The organism is Ensifer sp. ENS02 (genome assembly GCF_014851885.1).
GTDB lineage: Bacteria > Pseudomonadota > Alphaproteobacteria > Rhizobiales > Rhizobiaceae > Ensifer > Ensifer adhaerens.
In genome coordinates this window covers 86707-101664 of sequence record NZ_JACVAO010000021.1, presented here as the reverse complement: position 1 = coordinate 101664, position 14958 = coordinate 86707, and the positions used below count along the sequence as shown (strand labels likewise).

General features: G+C 58.4%; 16 protein-coding genes and 1 pseudogene. 13 read left to right on the top strand and 4 right to left on the bottom strand.

Annotated features, from left to right (window positions below):
* Positions 1–324 precede the first annotated feature (324 nt).
* Positions 325–755 (bottom strand): annotated as a pseudogene (gene panD / locus IB262_RS30985) (aspartate 1-decarboxylase).
* Positions 756–1080: 325 nt separating this feature from the next.
* On the opposite strand from panD, the gene IB262_RS30980 reads away from it, so the two are divergent.
* Positions 1081–1218 (top strand): DUF1127 domain-containing protein, encoded by a 138-nt coding sequence (locus IB262_RS30980; protein ID WP_192494188.1) that lies wholly within the window; start codon positions 1081–1083, stop codon positions 1216–1218.
* Positions 1219–1520: 302 nt separating this feature from the next.
* Here IB262_RS30980 and ligD read toward each other — a convergent pair whose 3' ends face one another.
* On the bottom strand, positions 1521–2480 hold the full coding sequence (gene ligD / locus IB262_RS30975; protein ID WP_192494200.1) for a non-homologous end-joining DNA ligase: 960 nt from the start codon (positions 2478–2480) through the stop codon (positions 1521–1523).
* Positions 2481–2588: 108 nt separating this feature from the next.
* On the opposite strand from ligD, the gene IB262_RS30970 reads away from it, so the two are divergent.
* The 3 genes from IB262_RS30970 to IB262_RS30960 all read left to right on the top strand — a co-directional run bounded on the left by IB262_RS30970 (position 2589) and on the right by IB262_RS30960 (position 3874).
* Positions 2589–2852 carry a hypothetical protein gene (locus tag IB262_RS30970; RefSeq protein WP_192494187.1) on the top strand — a complete coding sequence of 88 codons (264 nt, stop codon included), beginning with the start codon at positions 2589–2591 and terminating at the stop codon, positions 2850–2852.
* A gap of 132 nt (positions 2853–2984) precedes the next feature.
* Positions 2985–3215, top strand: coding sequence for a hypothetical protein (locus IB262_RS30965; RefSeq protein ID WP_192494186.1), 231 nt, complete (start codon positions 2985–2987; stop codon positions 3213–3215).
* Between the two features lie 281 nt (positions 3216–3496).
* Positions 3497–3874, top strand: coding sequence for a hypothetical protein (locus tag IB262_RS30960; RefSeq protein WP_192494185.1), 378 nt, complete (start codon positions 3497–3499; stop codon positions 3872–3874).
* 18 nt (positions 3875–3892) lie between these two features.
* Here the strand turns inward: IB262_RS30960 and IB262_RS30955 are convergent, their stop codons facing one another.
* On the bottom strand, positions 3893–4195 hold the full coding sequence (locus IB262_RS30955; RefSeq protein ID WP_192494199.1) for a hypothetical protein: 303 nt from the start codon (positions 4193–4195) through the stop codon (positions 3893–3895).
* 375 nt (positions 4196–4570) lie between these two features.
* On the opposite strand from IB262_RS30955, the gene IB262_RS30950 reads away from it, so the two are divergent.
* The 8 genes from IB262_RS30950 to IB262_RS30915 all read left to right on the top strand — a co-directional run bounded on the left by IB262_RS30950 (position 4571) and on the right by IB262_RS30915 (position 11598).
* On the top strand, positions 4571–6178 hold the full coding sequence (locus IB262_RS30950) for a hypothetical protein (protein ID WP_192494184.1): 1608 nt from the start codon (positions 4571–4573) through the stop codon (positions 6176–6178).
* On the top strand, positions 6168–7196 hold the full coding sequence (locus IB262_RS30945; RefSeq protein WP_192494183.1) for a dienelactone hydrolase-related enzyme: 1029 nt from the start codon (positions 6168–6170) through the stop codon (positions 7194–7196). Before IB262_RS30950 ends, IB262_RS30945 begins: the two co-directional genes overlap by 11 nt.
* A gap of 664 nt (positions 7197–7860) precedes the next feature.
* Positions 7861–8316, top strand: a complete 456-nt coding sequence (locus IB262_RS30940) for a protein psiB (RefSeq protein ID WP_192494182.1) — start codon at positions 7861–7863, stop codon at positions 8314–8316.
* Positions 8316–9314, top strand: coding sequence for a hypothetical protein (locus IB262_RS30935; RefSeq protein ID WP_246802765.1), 999 nt, complete (start codon positions 8316–8318; stop codon positions 9312–9314). The genes IB262_RS30940 and IB262_RS30935 overlap by 1 nt, the downstream gene beginning before the upstream one ends.
* 29 nt (positions 9315–9343) lie before the next feature.
* Complete coding sequence (locus IB262_RS30930; RefSeq protein ID WP_192494180.1) at positions 9344–9790, top strand: hypothetical protein; 447 nt, start codon at positions 9344–9346, stop codon at positions 9788–9790.
* A 299-nt stretch (positions 9791–10089) separates the two neighbouring features.
* On the top strand, positions 10090–10395 hold the full coding sequence (locus IB262_RS30925; protein ID WP_192494179.1) for a hypothetical protein: 306 nt from the start codon (positions 10090–10092) through the stop codon (positions 10393–10395).
* Positions 10396–10800: 405 nt separating this feature from the next.
* On the top strand, positions 10801–11052 hold the full coding sequence (locus IB262_RS30920; protein ID WP_192494178.1) for a hypothetical protein: 252 nt from the start codon (positions 10801–10803) through the stop codon (positions 11050–11052).
* A gap of 264 nt (positions 11053–11316) precedes the next feature.
* The gene (locus tag IB262_RS30915; RefSeq protein WP_192494177.1) at positions 11317–11598 is read left to right on the top strand and encodes a hypothetical protein; all 282 of its coding nucleotides are present in this window, start codon (positions 11317–11319) and stop codon (positions 11596–11598) included.
* Between the two features lie 386 nt (positions 11599–11984).
* Here IB262_RS30915 and IB262_RS30910 read toward each other — a convergent pair whose 3' ends face one another.
* The gene (locus IB262_RS30910; protein ID WP_246802764.1) at positions 11985–12293 is read right to left on the bottom strand and encodes a hypothetical protein; all 309 of its coding nucleotides are present in this window, start codon (positions 12291–12293) and stop codon (positions 11985–11987) included.
* A gap of 479 nt (positions 12294–12772) precedes the next feature.
* On the opposite strand from IB262_RS30910, the gene IB262_RS30905 reads away from it, so the two are divergent.
* Complete coding sequence (locus IB262_RS30905; RefSeq protein WP_192494176.1) at positions 12773–14689, top strand: ParB/RepB/Spo0J family partition protein; 1917 nt, start codon at positions 12773–12775, stop codon at positions 14687–14689.
* The last annotated feature ends 269 nt before the right edge of the window (positions 14690–14958 follow it).

Below are 14958 nucleotides of genomic sequence, written 5' to 3'. Positions count from 1 at the left end.
CGTCTCACATTGAAACGGGAAAGCAACAGGCCGAACCGCAGTTTTGCACAGAAATCACAAGCAGCCTAAAAGGCGGTTCGGAGGCAAAAAGCAACACTTCCGAAACCGCATGTTAGTTCCATAATAAACCTTACGTGATCTTTGGTAATGATATAACATAACCGATTCAAGTCCGTTTGGCGGGAGCTCACTCCTGCTGCGTCGAATGGGTGGTCGCCGGTCCTCGGATGCGGAGCGCCGTCGAGGCTGCGGCCTCATGTGGTACAGAAGGCCGCTGTTTGGCCAACCGCTGGCTTGCGGGCATCAGTGTTTCCGATCATCAAACTATGCGGGAGTTACCATTAACGGAATGGGTAGCGCACTCTTTTGCTCGTCGAGGATTTCAAAGGTGTATTGCCCCTCGGCATTGACGTTGACTGAGTAGCTCATCCGGTCACGGACAGAATCTTGGGCTTCAATGAGGTGAGCTGGCTTTCGTCGAGATAGACGGAATTGCAGATGATGATCTGGTCGCCAGGTTGGCAGGTGCGTGCTGCTGCCCCATTGAGGATGCAGCACCGGGAGCCCCGTTCGCCTAAGATGACATAGGTGGAGATTCGAGCACCGGAGTTCCGATTCCAGATTTCCACGAACTCCATCGGCAGGATTCCGGCCTGCTCGCAGTGATCAGGGTCCAACGTGATCGACCCATGATAGTTGAGGTTTGCCTCAGTTACGTAGATGCCATGTAGCTTGCCTGCGACTAGCTTTCTCATCGTTCCTCCATCCAATTTGAATTTCGCTTTATTAGAGTGAGCGCATAGAGGTTGGAAGACCCGATTGCGGAAGGACACACTGCATCGAATAAGCTGACGGAAGCGCATCTTCAGGGCGAGGTTATGCTCTGTCTCCCACCGACGCGACTGCGCTTTCGTGACGGGCGCTGCGCCGACGGGCATTCGCAACCGAGACTCGGTCTATGCATTTCCCACATGGGAGCGCTGAGTTTTGAGCGCTGCAACTTAGGGAAAGCCTGAGCTATAAGGTGTTCATCGAAGCGGAACGAGGCGCCACGGACTGGCAACCAGGCTTCGAAAGCCCATGAACATCGCACGCTCCATCAACAACTGGCGCAAGTACCGTCAGACGGTCACCGAGCTGGGCCGCATGTCGAACCGCGAACTCGGCATCGAACGCGCCGACATCGACCGCGTTGCACCCACGGCCTTCGCCCGCTAAGGCGACCTACTTAGACTGAATAATTGCCCAAGCGCCTGCATCTCCTGCGGGCGCTTTTGCTTTTGCGGGATGGCTTCTTGGGCGGGATAGCGCGCGCAGCGCTGCCCGGTGAGCCGCCTAAAAGTTGTTCAAAAGAAAGCCCCGCCGGGGAAGGCGGGGCAAGGCTCGCAACCCAGTTGGCTCCCTGGGACGCGGGGAAGAAACTGCATCAGAAAAAAACTGACACGCGCACATACTGAAGAACAAAACACGCAGGAAAGGTCACTTTCCCTGAATCCGGTACGCTGATGATAATATATCACTCATTTGAATTCGTTAGATTTGGCGAGCTTTGGTTCATCCGCGATCTCATAAGCTTCCGTGGGCCCTTCCATTTCTCGCACGCCTTTGAATGAGGGGTGTCGGAGCTTTCCGTCTTGCGTCCAAGCGCGATACTCCACATCGGCGACCAGGAGTGGCCGCGCGAAGACCGCTCCTTTGCGCCTCAACGTTACCGCCGGCCTTTCGGCTGGAATCGCGTTCAGCAACTCCCGCAGAGCGGTGGATTCCTTGTTGCTCCACCCGGTTCCGCAACCACCGACATAGACAAGGCCGTCGCCCTTCCTCGCCGCCAGCAATAGCCGGCCGATTGCGCCGGGCATCGTCGATGGCTCATATCCTACGATGACGAAGGTGTCGCGACGCGCACATTTGATCTTTTGCCACTCAGGTTGGCGGCCTGATCGATAAGGCCTGTCCCGGCGCTTGGCGACGATACCCTCAAGGCCCATCTCGCACGCGACGCATAAGAACTCGGCGCCGTCTGCCGAAACCTCTTCGGAGAAGCGTATCGCACCCGCTCGACCGGCAACGATCGGCTCAAGTAGCCGGCGGCGTTCGGATAGCGGCAGCTTCCTCAGATCGCGCCCGTCGAGATAGAGAAGGTCAAAGGCAAAGAAGACGATCTCGCTCGCATCGTGCGAGCTGGGTCTTTTGCCGACCGCGCGCTGTAGCAAGCCGAAATCGGAACGGCCCTCGTCGTCGAGGACAACTGCTTCCCCGTCGATGATCATGGAAGTATGGCCGAGCTCGTGCGCCTCGGCGACGATAGATCCAAACTTCTTTGTCCAATCGTAGCCGCCGCGGGTGACCGCCCTCACCTCGCCTGGCTCGACATGCACCGCTAGCCTGTAGCCGTCCCACTTCACCTCGAAGGCCCACTCCGGTCCCGTCGGTGGCTTGTCGACGAGGGTTGGCACGCATGGTTCGACGCGACGCGGCATCTGATCGGCCGGCGTCGCGGGAACTGATTTCTTTCGAAGTGTTTTAGCCATGGCGCATTAACGCACGAAACACGGAAAACGTCTAAGCTGCCACTCAGGAGGAACGCCATGCCAAAGCCGCCGATATCTCTGTCACCGAAACGCGGTGGCGCCTATCCAGATCGAGACCTGGATTGCCAAATGGCGATGGAGGATATTTTCCGGGCAGTGGCCGAGGAAGCACAGGCGGCTGGCTGGTCCGAGCGAGAGGTCGCCGACGCACTTATCGAACTGGCGCATAATCACTGGTTTGCCCAAGATTCCAAGGATCGAATGTTCGTGGGCGCAGCCGGCGTCATCATAAGGAAACCGAAGGCATCACCGGAGCACTGAGCGCCTCCCTATTTCTCGGCGTTGACTCTCGTGTGCGTGAGAACAATATAAGAACATTCGAGGCGATGACCGCCGCCTTGCCAGTCATCTGAAGTATCAAGCACTCTGGCGTAATCCGGAGAAGGAGAAGCCATGTCCGCCGTCCTGCACCGAAGCGAGATCGAAGAGAGCGAGGATCCGGTCGATGAGTTCGTCGCCGCGCTCGCATGGCACCGAGGCGACAAGGACGCCACCATCCGAACGCTCCTCGAAGACTGCAGGCACTTGCGCCAACAACTGACGCTAGCCGGCGCGACGATGAGCGTCGGTTTTGCCCGCGGTTGGCGACCGGCTCTTGAGCGCTCGTTGGATGCCGAGGCATGAGCAACTTCGCACTGAAACATCGATGGCGGCCGGCATGAGTGACGAACAGCCGGGCGTGCAGAAATCGATTGAAGGACCATGGGTGCATCTATGCGAGCACCCTGGGTGTACGAAGTGGGGCGGTTTCGGTTTCTCGGCCGGAAAAGGCCCATTGAAATGGTTTTGCTTCGAGCATCGGCCAAAAACATGGCCGCCTGCTCGGCAGCAGTAAACATCACCGGCGCCGCGGCGGCCGCCATCCAATCAATGCGGGCAAACTCGGAAAGGTTCAGGTGCCTGCGATGGTGCGCGTCCTATATGCAAACCACTCCTATCCTTCGCACCTGAAACTCGTCTGCCTCAAAGGCGATTGGCAGATCTGCTTTCAGGCCAACGGAACGCTCGACGGTCGCCGTATCCGCGCATGGCTTCGCAAGGTTGACGCTCAATTCGTTTGCGAAGTCGGCAAGGGGTTCGGCTTCCTGACTTGCGAAGCGAACGCTGTTGTCAAGCCGATCCACGGCAAGGCTATGCCGGTACCGCTGACCAGCGAGGCCGACATCGATCTATGGATGACAGCGGAATGGGACATGGCAGAGGTGCTGCAGCGGCCATACCCGAACGAGGCGATGGCCGTGCTTCCAGCGGCAATGACGACGACGGAGCGCCTGTTGATCTAATCCTGATCTCGGTGCAAGTCATGAAATCGATACGCTAGGCCAATCGTCAGCAGCTTCCAAAACGGAATTCATTTCATTGGCATTCAAAGTGCCCCGTGTTGCGATCAGGTAAGCCGCCATATAGGTCAGCTTCAGCCGCGTTTCCCGGTCGCCCCGCGGCTTGTAGTTGACGATCGCCAGCCAGCCGGCTTCTTCATCGCGCGCAACGCCCAATAGGCCATTTGCATAGGCGACGTCCGTAACCTCGCCGGCTGCCCTGCGTCCATCCCACGCACGAACCGCATCCGCCGCCGCCCGTTGCGCCGCGATATGGCGATCCATCAGTTCGCGAAGGGAAACAACCGTTTCCGCCCCACTTTCTTGTTCCTTCCCGCCCGAAGGTCCCGCGACTTCAACATAAGAAATACCGTCGGACGCCAACGCACTCAAAGCCGTACGCAGTGTTGAAGAATTCAATCCCCAGCGATGGGACCGAAGCGAAAGGCTGTCGGTCTCTCTATGAAGCGCTGACAATGACAAGATTGGCATGGTTGGATGTCTCACCGATGGCAAAAAGGGGCCCTCCTCCCGGCAGTTGCACGCCTCATCTTGGAAGCGCCACAAAGTTGCGTTCAAGAAAGGGCCGTAGATTGAGGGCAGAGGCACGATAGGAAACGAAATCCAGCGAAGCGAAACGAAACAAGGGCCTGTAAGTCGTTGATAAAAAACGGAAAGTTTTTTCTTCCGCCGTCGAAAGACGGGAGTGACTTCAAAGAGCTATTCAAACAATTGGCTGCGGCGGGGGCGGGACGGCCATTGGGCAACGATGGCTTCCCGGCAGGCCCATGGACGCCTGATCTGCTTGCCGAGGCGATTTCACAGATCGATTCAAACCGAGTCGGGGTCGACCTGCGAACGGTGCAGCTTTGGTTTCAAGAGAACGACAAGGGGATAAGCACCGCCAACATTCGTTGGCTGGCAAGAGTTTTTGGGTGCGATGATCCGACAGCAACGAGCGAATGGCAGGTAGAACTTAGCGCGGCGCAATCTCGGTTAGCCGCAAAGAGGCGAGGCTCAAAGAAAGCGGAAAACAGTGTTGCACTAGGGGCTCCAGATCTGGACCGCATTGCGACCGCCGATGATGAGCCAGATTTCCCGGCTGAGCTGGATACGAATGGCGGGCGGTCGCGTCGGCGTTTCAGCTTGGCGCGGAGATCAGAGGCGCTCTTTAGTCGCGGATCTCCGTTGGATTTACCGGCGTCTGTGTTTGCGGGTGCCACCGCTCTTGGATTTTTGTCTTATATCACGGGGATTCACAACACTACCTACGTACGCGCCGATGGCTTTCTTAAGCAGGTCGGATTTCTTTGGGCACCCAATTGGACGTTCGTCTTCATGGTGCTCCTCCCGCTGTTTTTTGCATTCATAATAGAGTTGCTGGTGTTCTGGAAATATGAAGGGCGTTTGAAACTTGTAGCGCACGGCGGTCGGGTGGAGAACGACGACGTCTGGGAGCGCAGCGTTGAAGCTTCTTCATACACCTATTGGGCGGTCTTTTTTATCTGTGTGTTGTTCGCCGGCCTTTTTCAGTGGATCGGCGTGTGCTTGATCCCGTTGATCAACGGTGGTGGCAACTATGCGATCGATTGGGGCAAGATAACACTTGTGCGCCCTGAAGTCATATCAGTGCCGATGTCGATTGTATTCACAGGGCTCGCTTACCTCTACATGTGCCTGTGCTTCTATTTGTTCTTCGCGGGTCTCATTTTGCTTCATACATTGGTTCACGACCTTTGGAGAATTGGTGAGGTATCGAAGAACTGGGCGGGAGTGGATTATCCCTACGAGGTCAGTGAAGTCAGCCTGCGGGTAATGCGCGGAATTTTCCGGTGCACAGTTTTGGGGATTCTGATCGCCATATGCATGAAGGTCCAAAGCTCTTACCTAACGTCGAATGGAAAGAACATTGTGACGTGGCTGGTCGGAGACATGCTTTCAGCCTTCCAAATGCGCAACAATGTCAGCGACGGATTCCGCTATAGAATGCCGACGCATTACAGCAGCCTTCTTGTCGCTATCTCGACCTGTGTTGTTTTTCTTTACGGTTCCATCCGTTTAGGTGTTGGACGTCAGCGTCATTTTCCTTTGTGGAGAATGTCGACGGTCGTGGCGTTACTCTTTGCCGGCTATCTGCTGATCGACGCATTCGCTGGTTTTTCGATCATTCTGGGCGTTGCAGTGCTGCTTTCGATATACGGCCTGTGTGATCCCCGGTTTGGGCAATGGCGAGCGAGCAAGTTAGGAAATCATCAGCGTGTATCATAATTGGCTTGATCGATGGGATGAGCGGCGGGCGCGGCGCGGTGAGGACGGTAAGAAAAAGACGGATCTCGTCTTCGACGCAGAACGCGCTTTTCGGGGCGCGAAGGACGTTGATACGGTTGAAGAGTTTTGTCTCCTTGCGGACCAGGCCCTCGCTGATCCGCGCTATTTCGATGAGCCGGGCGGGAGTGATCAGGGTTTTGCAAAGCAGGACGGATGGCTCAAATTTCCATCGGACATTTCCACTGACGTCGAAGAGAACAACGTCGTCTGGGCAAAAATCACCGAAAGCGGGTCGTTCGATCAGGCTTTGGTGATTTTTCACCATTGGAATGCGAGCGCCCGGAATCGTCAGATCGCAGACTATTTCTCGCACCGTGGGATCACGGTTGTCGAAGTTGCTATGCCTTATCACTTTGAGCGCAGCCGTCCCGGCTCCGAACACGCCGATTATATGCTTAGCGCTAATCTCGGCCGAACGATTCAGTCTGTAAGACAGGCAGTGTGGGATGGGCGAAAGCTCTTGCGTTGGCTGAAAAGCGAAGGCTATCGAGAGGTTTCGGTTCTCGGAATGAGCTTAGGTTCCTGGGTCGCAGGACTGATCGCGGCGCACGACCCCTCCGTGTCGAAAGCTTCGTTGTTTCTGACGGCGGGAAGTCTCGCGGATATGGTTTGGACGGGGCGCGCGACACGATCGATACGTGCAAGCCTTGAGCCTGAGATCGGGCTGACCGATCTAAGAAGGGCCTGGGGTCCGCTTAACATGGAGAACCACGCGCATCGTTTCGCGCGTCCGGATCTCGATCTTCACGTTGTGCTGGCAAAACGAGACCAAGTGGTGTTGCCCGAACTTTCGGAGCGGTTCATGCAGCGGCTTAAGGAAGCCGGAGCCAGACCAAACATCCTGAAACTAAACTGTGGTCACTATTCGCTTGGTCTGCCGCCTTACATTCTGTTGGCCGGTTTCAGCTTAAAGCGGTTTCTATCGCGTGCTGCCAATTCGACCCGCGAAATGCGATGAATTCCCGCTAAAACCTCTCCGCTTGCCACTCCTGGCAACGTCCGGGATAGAAGCAATTTGGCGCATCGCTGACGCGAGCCCGCTCTATGCCTTCGGCACGAAGTCCGCGAAAATCGGCCTTCGCCCAGCCTGGTAACGATCGGTTGCGCGACTTTCGCTCCGCATCTAATCGTCCGGTGCGCTTCAAATTGGCTCTAAATTCCGTTTACACGCCCGATTGAAATCAGCATATTGTGCGCCGGCAGCGCCTATCATGAGTTGGTGATGGCAAGTCGCTAGCCCTTCTTGTCATGCGCCATGGGGTCGCCCTGTTCACGAGGCAGGGCGGCCCTAATTCTTTCCGGATTGACGGCCCACCCGGCCGCCTTTGCCCTTCTGAAGGAGGGAAAGAGGACGCTGCCCTCTCTCCCTCACAAGGGAAAAAACGGTCTCCCCGTCCTTCCTCTCCTCGCCTTCGGCTCGCTCCGTGCAGGATCGACGCGGATCCGCATGCGCGGATCAGCGCCGCCCCTTCGGCTTAAGCCTCGGGCGGGCGAACCCCCTCCGTTTTGTTCCCTTGCCCCCCACTCTCCCGCTGCTCCGCGCGAACTCAGGGATCAGGAGCGGGGCTCCTGCCCCTCGGGCAGACGCTAGACCGCTTCGCGGAATGGAAAGGGCTAGAAAAATGATACGCACAAACACCGCATATGTGCTGGACCCGGAGACGACGATCATTAAGCCGGTTGAGCTTCCCGTCTCGATGGGCATCCGGCCAGTCTATGACTTGGTGGGGTGCCGTCTTCTTGAAGTCGTGCGTTTTGACGAACGTCACACACTCTTTGTCGACGAGGAAGGATTGAAGGATGGTCTAACGGCTTTCACCGCGTTTGAAGGCTTCCCGCAGCCGATCGCGGGCAGGATCGTTCTTGTCGGCGGCGATGGTAGCTCCCCCTACACGTCTCCCCTCGTCAGTCTGAAGGATGCGGCCCAGCATTTCAAATGCTGCCGGCCGGTCCTCGACCCAGTCTTCGCACAGGCCGACGAGATGTCCCCCGGCGGTATCATCATCGCCGGTGCGCTGGCGGGCTTGCAGTGCCGCATCGAGCGCCGCGACCCGACCCTTGTCGAGGGAGAGGCATGATGAAAATCGCGACAGTCGAAAATAACATCCTCGCCATCATCGCAGGGACCTTCGCCGCAACCATCGCGGCGGAGGACATCGAGGCGCAGTTTCACGCCCTCACCCACTTTCCCGACCGGCGCGCAAAGATCGAGCTTGGAGACCTGGCCGAGCGGCTTAATCAGTTCGCTGTGCACGTGGTCGAACTTTGGAACAAAGCTTGCGCACCTGTTCCAGAGCAGGAGATCGAATCCTTTGCTCGTCGTCACGTTGATCTGACGCGGCGGTATTGGGCGGCGGAAGGTCGTTGCATGAATTGGTTTATCACCGGCCCTGCCCGCTTTCCGGTTGCCCGCAATGAAAAACGCATGCGGATTTCTGACGCCCGACGCGCCGATCTGAAGGCGCACGGGGCGGCAGCGCGCAAGGCTGCCAAACGGAAGGCGTTCCCGCATGGCGCGGATGATGAGCCGATTCGTTCAGGGGACCCGGTCGCCTTGCAGAAAATCATGACGCGCATCGAGGAGACGGCGCTTGCCATCGACCGGATGAAAGCCGCGAACGCAATCATCCGGCGCATGGAAAAAGATCTCGCCAGCGAAGAGGACATGATTGCCGCCGTCGTTGCGGACACCGGCATTTCCCCGGAAGCCGCAGCCAACGGCATCAAACTGGCGCCGTGGCAATCCCGTCGCGGATTCACCACGACCAACAGCCGCGCCGAGCTTCGTCGCCTGCAACAGCGCCTTGCAATCCTCGCAAGGATGAAGGAGCGCGGCACCCAAAGCCAAGAACTCGAGACAAGCGCCGGAGCCGTCGAGATCAAGGAGAACGCCGACATCGCGCGTATCCAGTTGATCTTTCCCGGCAAGCCCGACGATCCGACCCGGCGCGTCCTCAAGGCCAGTGAATTCCGCTGGTCGCCGTCACAAGGCGCATGGCAACGGCATTTGAACGAGGCCGGGCGCTACGCGGCGCAATCCGTCCTGAAAAAGATCAGCGGCGCCGGCGCCGCCTGATCCTGCCCATTCGAAGGAAGGACATTCCAATGACCCATGCAATCTATTTCGTCATGGAGTTTCACGGCACGGGCGACCCCTGTTTCGGCGGCACGGCCGCGGATTGGGCGCTATACAAGACCGAGGACGGTGGAAAGGCGTTCCTCAGCGCCACCGACGCGCAGCGCAGGAATTTGGTCAAGGCCTATTATCCGACCGCAACGGAGGCGGAACAGGCTGGAACCACAGCGAGCACACGGAAAGGAGGGATTTCCGCCCTTCCAGCCAAGCTCCGGCCAGACCTGCCCACCGGGCAGATTTCATGGATCGTCGGCAACAAGCATGTTGGTGAGGACGATACCGAACTTGCCGAGGATATGGCAGCGAGGGCGAAACGCGCGGGTGCGACCGATCCGGACATGGTGGCGCAGATTGTCGCCTATGCCCTCGCCTGCCACCGCGCCAATCAGGCGCTTGTCGCTCATTTCAACCTGTAGGGCACAGACATGCGACACCAGCGCGCCAACGTTGAGGTTTTCGATACGCCGTCAGGCATGGGCGGAAAGCTTCACGGTTTCCATTGTCGAGGAGCTTGCCGCCGATATAGTGCGGGTGCGCGTCTGGTACGGACGCGCGACGGCCCAGGGTTGGGAGGCTTGGAAGGATTGGGACGGCTACACTTTCGAGACGGAGCGAGCCGCTCTCACCAACCAGCGGTCAATGCCGCTTTTCAAATAGAGATCGGGCCGCGCCCATTGCGTTGCCTTCCCCGAACGGGCCATGAGAGGAGCCGACATTGAGCCGCTACACCGTTGAAGTGAAATCCGCCACCAAGACCGACCCAGAAGCCACGATTGGTTATGACCGGCCCTTGAGGACCTTTTTCCTGCAAGCATTTCCCGACCCAGAGACGGACGAATACGCTCTTTGGTTGGGCGCCTTCCTTGAGGAGCATCCGACCCTGGAATCGATCACCGAGGCTGCGAGGGCGATAGGCTATGAGGTGTGCGGTCTCACGCGCGAAATGATGCTGGCAATGATCAGGGAGGCCGGGCCCCCTTCCCCGCCAAGTTTTGGTGAACGGCTTGGCATAGTCTTGTGAAAAGGAGACCGAACCAAGCCCGCATCGAGCGGGCGAGGACCGGAACGAGGGGCGCCCCTGAAGCCCCTCCCCTCGTTCTCCCTCCCCAACCACGGCGGCGGGCCCGCATAGCGGGCGGCTCCTTTCGCTTGTTGTCTTGTCAGCTGTATGAAGTCTGATGCCACCTTCACTCCGCTGCAGCAGAACCGCGACCGATATCCCGGCCTAACGGCCGGCGGACGACTGCCGAATGACGATGAAGGCGGCGGCCCAGGCTACGAAGGCCGCTTTTTCCCGGCAGCTCCTTAGTGGCAGTACGCAATCTAATGCTGCGCACGATACGGCTGGCTCTGCCCTGGCGTGCAACCCTAAAGGGTTCTCCTCTTCACTTCGTTCCGTTGCGACCGCTACCCGGTGCACTCGGCCGTGCCTGCCGTATTCGAGCTTCGCGATAACGCACCCACAAAGGAGGATTCACCTCGTGAAACGCTCGTAACCTTCTACCAGAAAACCGGCCGCCGCCTTCGTCACTACATCAATCGGCAAGTCGCCAAGCTGTCCCACAAGGGCCACTTGAAAATCTCGGTCTCGGTTTCGCTTCCGCTCATCGCCAAGGTGGAGGTCAGCTATCAGTGTGATTTCAACGCCAAGGCCGACAACGACAACAAGCCGAACTGAGCAGAGTCGCACCCGGAAGGGCGCGGCTTTCCGCCGTGGACCCTTGGCCTCGTCAACCAACGCCCGATCACAGCCCGTGGCGCGGAGCGCTCCATACTCGGAGCGCCGCGGGCGCTTGCGCCGGCACTAACCACAAATCCCATGTCAGCCTCGTACACAGTGCCCCGAGCGGTCACGTTCTCCGCTGACCTTGTAGAATCCTACAATTTCCAACGTGCTTTGCTGCAACTAAAACTAGCGCGTGGAACGGGAAAGGAGCGCCAAATGGAATTCACGCTTTGGGCGTATCAGGTCACACCTGGTTCGGACAATATTCTGTATTTTGCAGAGAATGAGGTCGATTGCCGTCGCGCCGCGCTCGAGCAGCGAGCCGAATTGAAAGCCGGTGATCCGGAGGATTACGAAGAAATGGGCGCGATGGCGCTCTACTCATTTGGCTTTGGTTCGATGACTGCCCGTGAACTGGTCGCCGTTCTGAATGAGGAGACCTCGCTGATCGAGGCGTGCGCCGTAGAGCGAAAACTTGTCGGGCTGATTGAAGACTGAGTACACCCGCCCGGGTGTTGAGTGCGTGTTCGTCATGCAGGTTCGGAGCGAGGTCTTGACTCGCTTAGGATTATGTTCCTATTTTGTTCTCTTTCTCGCATTTGAGCAAAGAGCAATGAGACTGAAAGCACCATTCTCACCGTCGTCGTACATTGAGCACGACCCCGCGATGTACAACACGATTAAAGGCTTACAGGAGTGGGAGGTGTTGGGTGCACGATGCTCGGCATGTGGCCGCGTCGGCTGGGTCAACAAAGACGCCGTGCTGGCACATTGGGGCGATCAATATCTGATGAACCTGAGAAGCAGGTTCCGCTGCGACTGTGGCAATCGAACCGACAACGCCGTTCTGATTGGTCGATTGCCCCGGTAGCGAACGCTCAACACTAATCATCAGGCAGCTCTTTAAGCATCATCAGTCGGTTTCCCGGCAACAGTGCGACGATCTTGTCCTGTTCGAGCGCATACAGGACCTTCATGATTTCATCCTGCGTGAACCCTGCCGCAGTCAATGGAACGCCGATGTCCAAAACGTTTATCGACGTGTCCGGCAAAGCCTTCAGGGCGCGTAAGCGCTCGATCAATGCGATTTCAGTTTCCGTGAATCTGCTCATATTCGCTTCATAGCGCGTTTCCCGCCGAATTGTCTCCAAGTCCAAGTCCAAGTTGCCGGGCGCCTGGTTTGCCATAGCCATGGACCCTCAATCATCTGCAGACCAGCCTTCGAACGATGGTTGATGGAAACTTCGACACGCGGGACCGCTTGCCGGGGCCAGTCGGTCCCGGTTCCCGGCTGATCGCCGGCGCTATGCTGAACCTCCTGCGGCGGGCCTTTTAACCGGTCAAGCGGTGCGCGAACGGGCTTCGGCCGCTGCGCTAAGCCTGCGCCTGGTACGCTCATTGTTGCGTTGGGAGGGAAAGGGTGGCTCGGCCCCCTCTCCCTACAAGGGGAAAATCGGTCTCCCCGTCCTTCCTGCGCTCACCTTGGCTCGCTGCGTGCAGGATCGACACAGATCCGCTCATGCGGATCACGTGCCGCCCCTTCGGGCGGGTGATCCCCCTCCGATTTGTCCCCTTGCCCCCTCTCCCCCGCTGTTCCGCACGAGCTCGGAAGCAGGAGCGGGCTCCTGCCCCTTCGGGCACGAGGGCCGCTTCGCGGGAAAAGGAAAGCATCATGACCGAGATCATCACCATCGCATTGAACAAGCTGGACGCCGATCCGAAAAACGTGCGCAAGACCTACAGCGCCGAGGGCGTCGAGGCGCTCGCCGCCAATATTCGAGAAGACGGCTACCGGCTTTTGCAGAACCTCGTTGTTCGCAAGGGCGACAAGAAGGGCCGCTATTACGTGACGGCCGGCGGCCGACGCCTTGCCGCGCTCAATTTGCTGGCAGAGGCAGGGGAGATCACCAAGGATTTCGCTGTCGAGTGCAAGGAGCGCGACGGCGAGATCGCCACGGAGATCAGCCTTGCCGAGAATCTCATGCGCGAGGACATGCACCCGCTCGACCAGTACGAGGCCTTCGACGCGCTTGCCAAGCAGGGTAAGGACGTTGCCGCCATCGCGGCCCGCTTCGGCACGACCGAAACCGTCGTTCGCAAGCGGCTGGCACTCGCCCGCGTGTCGCCGGTTCTGTTGCAGCTTTACCGCGACGAGGACATGAGCTTTGCGCAGCTATCGGCCTTCACCGTCAGCGATGATCATGAAAGGCAACTGACGGTTTGGAACGCCCTTCCATCTTGGAACCGCGAAGCGCATTCGCTCCGGCGAGCGCTCACCGAGGAAATGATTGCAGCGACGGATAAGCGCATGCAGTTCATTGGCGGACTGGCGGCTTACGAGGAAGCTGGGGGAGCGGTCAAGCGCGACCTATTCGATGACCGCAATGCTGGATATGCGGTCGACGCCGCCTTGGTCGAGAAGTTGGTGGCGGAAAAGCTCGAGGCGACTGCCGTTAGTGTTCGCGCCGAGGGCTGGAAATGGGTGGAGTGCTCCGCAACGGCCCCCGCTGGCTATCATGCCATGAAGCGCCATTATCCGGAGGGGATCGCTCTTTCTGAGGAAGATCAGGCCGCTCTTGATGCCGCACAGACCGAGTATGACGAGCTTGCCGAGTTGATCGAAAACGGGGTGCCCGATGACGAAGCAGAGACAAAGCTGGCGGAAGTCGAAAAGCGGATCGACGCTCTCAATGCCCCAACCGAAGCCTACAGCCCCGAGGCGTTGGAGCAGGCTGGAACCTTCGTTTTTCTCGACTATTACGGTCGGCTCGCCATTGAGCGCGGTTTCGTAAAGCCGGACGAACGCGCCGAGACGGAGGACGGGGACGATGACGGTGAGAGCCTGCCGAGCGGCAAGGACCCGGTAGAACCCAAGGTTCCGACTATCAGCCATTCGGCTGCGCTGATGGAGGACCTGACGGCTCACAAGACGGCCGCGCTGCGCATCGAACTGGCGAACAACCCTGATGTGGCGCTTGTCGCGGTGGTTCACGCGATGCTGTTGCGTGTGGCCTACCCGTATCATTCGGAGCAGAGCGCCCTTCAATTGGCGCTGACGCATGAGCGTTTGGAGGCGTCGATAAAGGACGCCGAAAGCTGCAAGGGTCTAATCGCCTTTAACGACCTCGCCGATAACTATAGCCATCACTTGCCCGGCAATCCTGCCGATTTGTTCGACTGGCTGCTGGAACAGCCACAGGACACGGTGCTTTCTCTGCTGGCATTCGGCGCGGCGCACTCGGTCAATGCTGTGGAGAAGAAGTTCACGGATCGGAGAAACGGCATCGAGCAGGCGAACCAGCTTGGTCGCGCCCTCAAGGTGCACATGCCGGATTGGTTCGAGACGACCGGCGACAGCTATTTCAGACACGTCAACCGGACGACCATTGAGTTTGCAGTGGCTGAGGCCAAGGGCGGCGAGGCGGAGTTATCCGTGAGAGCCGCTGCCAAGAAATCCGAGGCGGTGACGATCGCAGATCGCCTCGTTGCCGGAAGCGGCTGGCTACCGGCTCCGGTGCGGATAACCGCGCCTGAGCCGGTAGCGCAGGCCGACGACGGTGAAGACGAGTTCCCTGAAGCGGCTGAGTAATATCAGTCGTAGGCCGGTCACGCTTTCCTCGTGATCGGCCCCCCGCCTTTCGAGACGGACCGAAGATTGCGGGCAGGATCGACCTGTCCGCAATCCTGTCGAGGGGAGGCCCAATTCCCCCCTCCCCTCGTACTCCCCTCCCCACCCCAAATGCTTCCCGATTCGGCGACGAACCGCGCCAAATTGCTTCGATCTCCGCTATCGAAGACGGTCGCGTATGTTAGGTGATATTTGGATATATCTTAAAAATCAGCGTGTTGGCGCAAACA

Bases quoted from the DNA above. Each gene is read 5' to 3' on its own strand.
- IB262_RS30935 (WP_246802765.1), top strand. From the start codon at position 8,316: ATGAAAATCGCGACAGTCGAAAATAACATCCTCGCCATCATCGCAGGG.
- IB262_RS30905 (WP_192494176.1), top strand. From the start codon at position 12,773: ATGACCGAGATCATCACCATCGCATTGAACAAGCTGGACGCCGATCCG.
- IB262_RS30955 (WP_192494199.1), bottom strand. From the start codon at position 4,195: ATGGATCGCCATATCGCGGCGCAACGGGCGGCGGCGGATGCGGTTCGT.
- IB262_RS30980 (WP_192494188.1), top strand. From the start codon at position 1,081: ATGAACATCGCACGCTCCATCAACAACTGGCGCAAGTACCGTCAGACG.
- IB262_RS30910 (WP_246802764.1), bottom strand. From the start codon at position 12,293: ATGGCTATGGCAAACCAGGCGCCCGGCAACTTGGACTTGGACTTGGAG.
- IB262_RS30930 (WP_192494180.1), top strand. From the start codon at position 9,344: ATGACCCATGCAATCTATTTCGTCATGGAGTTTCACGGCACGGGCGAC.
- IB262_RS30915 (WP_192494177.1), top strand. From the start codon at position 11,317: ATGGAATTCACGCTTTGGGCGTATCAGGTCACACCTGGTTCGGACAAT.
- IB262_RS30970 (WP_192494187.1), top strand. From the start codon at position 2,589: ATGCCAAAGCCGCCGATATCTCTGTCACCGAAACGCGGTGGCGCCTAT.
- IB262_RS30965 (WP_192494186.1), top strand. From the start codon at position 2,985: ATGTCCGCCGTCCTGCACCGAAGCGAGATCGAAGAGAGCGAGGATCCG.
- IB262_RS30940 (WP_192494182.1), top strand. From the start codon at position 7,861: ATGATACGCACAAACACCGCATATGTGCTGGACCCGGAGACGACGATC.
- IB262_RS30960 (WP_192494185.1), top strand. From the start codon at position 3,497: ATGGTGCGCGTCCTATATGCAAACCACTCCTATCCTTCGCACCTGAAA.
- ligD (WP_192494200.1), bottom strand. From the start codon at position 2,480: ATGCCGCGTCGCGTCGAACCATGCGTGCCAACCCTCGTCGACAAGCCA.